4 protein-coding genes are annotated in these 3,403 nt (G+C 74.3%); 2 read left to right on the forward strand and 2 right to left on the reverse strand.

The annotated features are described in order from the left end of the window. Positions 1-346: hypothetical protein (locus D6689_06375; GenBank protein RMH42998.1), on the reverse strand; the 346-nt coding region annotated here is incomplete at its 3' end. Positions 347-450: 104 nt separating this feature from the next. Further along, positions 451-1,290, reverse strand: coding sequence for an HDOD domain-containing protein (locus D6689_06380; protein ID RMH42999.1), 840 nt, complete (start codon positions 1,288-1,290; stop codon positions 451-453). Between the two features lie 218 nt (positions 1,291-1,508). On the opposite strand from D6689_06380, the gene D6689_06385 reads away from it, so the two are divergent. Next, positions 1,509-1,874, forward strand: a complete 366-nt coding sequence (locus D6689_06385) for a response regulator (GenBank protein ID RMH43000.1) — start codon at positions 1,509-1,511, stop codon at positions 1,872-1,874. A gap of 2 nt (positions 1,875-1,876) precedes the next feature. Beyond that, positions 1,877-3,259, forward strand: coding sequence for a hypothetical protein (locus D6689_06390; protein ID RMH43001.1), 1,383 nt, complete (start codon positions 1,877-1,879; stop codon positions 3,257-3,259). The last annotated feature ends 144 nt before the right edge of the window (positions 3,260-3,403 follow it).

Raw genomic sequence — 3,403 nt, forward strand, 5'->3', positions numbered from 1 at the left:
CGCCGACCCCGGCCGCGGCGGCGGCCGCGGCCAGGGCGATGCCGGCGGCGCCGGGCAGCGCGGCGGCCGCCGCGGCCGCGGTCAGCGCGCCGAGCCCGAGCGCGAGCCCGACGGGCAGCGCCAGCGCCGCGCGGCCGGGGCCGGTCGGCTCGGCGGTCGGGGCGGGCTTCGCGTGGCGGCCGGTGGTCGCGCGCGGCCGGGCGCCGTCGGCGAGCCGGGCGGCCATCGCCGCGAGCCGGACGGTGTCCGGGCGCCGCGCGACGGCCGCTGACGTCAGGCCGCCGGAGGCGAGGGATGCGGCTCCATCGTCGGGGCGGCGGGCGAGGTCGGTGTCGGGCGTGTCCATGAGCGGGATGGTCGCGCGTCTTGCTCCGTTTCGGTCGGTACGTGGGTCGGCCGCGCGCCGCTTCGGTTTAGGCCTCGGCGCCGGCACGCCGCCGGCCGCGGGCGTCACTCCCCGGTCGCGGCGGCCACCCGCGCCGGCAGTTCGCCGGCGAGCGCGTCGACCGCGGCCGCGTCGACGCCGAGGAGCTGCGTGCCGACCAGGATCAGCGCGTCCAGCTCGGTCGCGTCGACCGGTCCGGCGTACAGGCCGGCCTTCTTGGCGAGCGCGTTGGCCAGGCGCACCAGGTTCGGCGCGCTCGCCGGTTCCGCCGGGTCGTAGTCGGCGATGTCCTCGACGCCGGCGACCACCTCCGGCGGCAGCTCCCAGGCCTTGGCCACCGCGATCCCGACCGGCCGGTGCACGCTGCCCACCACCTCGAGCCACCAGTCGGCCCAGTTCGCCGGCAGGCGGTCCGTGGTCGCCTCGACGTACAGCAGGATGTCGCCGCACACGATCTTGCCGATGTCGTGCAGCAGGCCGCCGAGGTAGGCCAGCTCCGGCTCGGCGTAGTTCGCCAGCTTGGCGAGGTCGCGCGCCGCGATCGCGGTGGCGACCGAGTGGTCCCAGATCGCGCGGAAGTCTCCCGAAATGGCCGACTTCTTCGACAGCGCGAACTCGCGCACGCTGATCTCGACCGCGATCCGCATCAGGCGCAGCTGACCGAGGCGTGTCACTGCCTGCTCGACGGACGCGACCCGCCGGCCGTTGGCGGCGGCGTTCGCCTGGCGAATCACCTCGGCGGTCGTGATGGGACACGTCTCGACGATCGGCACGACGGCGGCGAGCGCGCCGTCCCGATCTTCCAGGGTGCGAATCACCTTGAGCGCGACGCCGGGCATCGACGGCAGCGCGAGCGATCCGGACTCGATCTTGGACAGCAGGACCGAGCGCACGGTCTCGCTCACGCGCGCGACGTTCGGCTGAGGGGTGGCGGGAACCGGCACGCCTGGTGAATCGGTCGCGCGTCGCGGGTCTTTAGAAGAGGGCGCGGGACCGAAGGCGCTCGTTCGCCGTCCGCGGCGGCCCCGAGACAGCGCCGCGGACCGGCGCCGTCCACACGCGGGGCGCGGCGCTCAAGGATCGCGCGGTCGTGCCGACTCATTGGACGCGACGAGGTGTTGCCATGCAGAAGACGGTGCTCGTAATCGACGACTCGGCGACGGTGCGCACCCAACTGCGCCAGGTGTTGTCAGGCGGCGGCTATCGGGTACTCGAGGCCGAAGACGGCGCCCGCGGGATCGAGCAGGCCGAGGCTCACGAGGTCGACATGATGATCGTCGACGTGAACATGCCGGTGATGGACGGCATCACGATGGTGAGCCGGCTGCGGCAGTCGCCGAAGCACGCGGCGACGCCGATCTTCATGTTGACCACCGAGGCGTCGCGCGACGTGGTGGCCCGGGGCAAGGCCGCGGGCGCCAACGCGTGGATCGTCAAGCCGTTCAAACCCGACCTGCTGCTCAAGGGGGTCCGCAAGGTCTTGAGTTGACCATGGCGACGGCTGCTCACATCGCGTCCCCCGTGCGCGGCCGCGCGGCGCTCCGCATCCTGGTCGTGGGCGGCGCCGCCGTCGGCCGCCGGGTGGCGCTCGCCGCCGACCGGCTCGGCGCCGGCTGCGACGCCGCGGCGTCCGCCGCCGAGGCGCTGCACCGGACCGCCCGCGCCGGCTACGCGCTCGTGATCGTCGATCTCACCGGCGATCCGGACGCCGGCGTCGACGCGCTGCGCGCGCTGCGCGACGCGGGGGTGACCACCCGCGCGCTGGTGGTCACCGACAAGCTGCAGACGTCGCTGTTCGCGCGGCTGATGCCGCTGGACCTCGCCGGATTCGTGCTCGCGGCCGCGCCGGACGACGAACTCGTCGGCAAGCTCGCCGGCGCGCTCGGCGTGTCCGTCCCGGCGGGCGGCTCGGCGCGCCCCGGCGCGCGCGACGCGGCGGGCGGGCCCGACGACGAGACCGGCGAGTTCGCCCCCGCGGCGATCGGCGCGCGCGTCCTCGTCGTCAACGTGGCGCCGCCGGCGGGGCCGGAGCTGGTCCGCGCGCTGCACGAGATCGGCCTCGAACCGCACGAGCCGGCTGACGGCGATCCGCACCCGTTCGCGCTGCTCGAGCGCGACGAGCGTTTCGCGGCGGTCGCGGTGTCGCTCAACGGGCTGCCGGAGGAGGCGTTCGCGCGGCTGCGCCAGATCGCGTTCGACAATCCGCAGCTCAAGTGCGTGGCGATGTGCGCGCCGGCCGGCGACGACCGCGCCGACCAGCTCGCGGCCCTCGGCGTCCAGCCGATCCTGCCGCTGGGCACCGATCCGGCCGAGGTCGCGGCCGCGGTCGCGCGCCGGGTGGGCGAGCACGACTACGACCCCGCGGTCGCGGCCGCCATCCAGGACGGCCTTCCCTCGATCATGGCCGGCATCCGGCTCGAGCCGATGCAGCCGCTTTTGCGCGTGAGCAGCCGCATGCTCGGCGAGATGACCGCCATCGTGGAGCTGGGCGGCGAGGACCTGGACGGCTGCGTGCTCGTGTCGGGCAACCCGCTTCTGTTCACCCGTCTGGCGCGCGACTGGCTGGGCGAAAAGCCGCGCACCAAGGACCTGGTGTGGGACGCCGCCGGCGAGCTGATCAACCGGATCGCCGGCGTCGTCCGCACGCACTACGCCGCGCGCGGGCTCCGCAGCGACCAGTCCACGCCGACGATCGTCGAGGGCGACGCCGTGCGCCTGCGCCACCGCACGCGCAAGCCGTCGCTCGTGGTGCCGTTCGCGGTCGAGTCGTTCTCGACCCCGGTGTACGTCGAACTCGTGCTCCGCGCCAAGTCCGCCGACCGCCCCGACGAGGCGCCCGAGATCGTCGAGGCCGGCGAGATCGAGTTCTTCTAAACTGAAGTTCCCCCGGGCACGAGCGCAAGTGCTCGGATACACGCAGTTCGGTGCGAGGCTACTGGGAACAGTCAGAGACGGACGCCGAGGAGGTCGAGGGCACGCTGCTGAAGGCGCGTGGGGATCGTGATGCGGTCGAACGGC

The sequence above is a fragment of the Deltaproteobacteria bacterium genome (genome assembly GCA_003696105.1).
Classification (GTDB): Bacteria; Myxococcota_A; Polyangia; order Haliangiales; family J016; genus J016.

Bases quoted from the DNA above. Each gene is read 5' to 3' on its own strand.
- D6689_06390 (RMH43001.1), top strand. From the start codon at position 1,877: ATGGCGACGGCTGCTCACATCGCGTCCCCCGTGCGCGGCCGCGCGGCG.
- D6689_06385 (RMH43000.1), top strand. From the start codon at position 1,509: ATGCAGAAGACGGTGCTCGTAATCGACGACTCGGCGACGGTGCGCACC.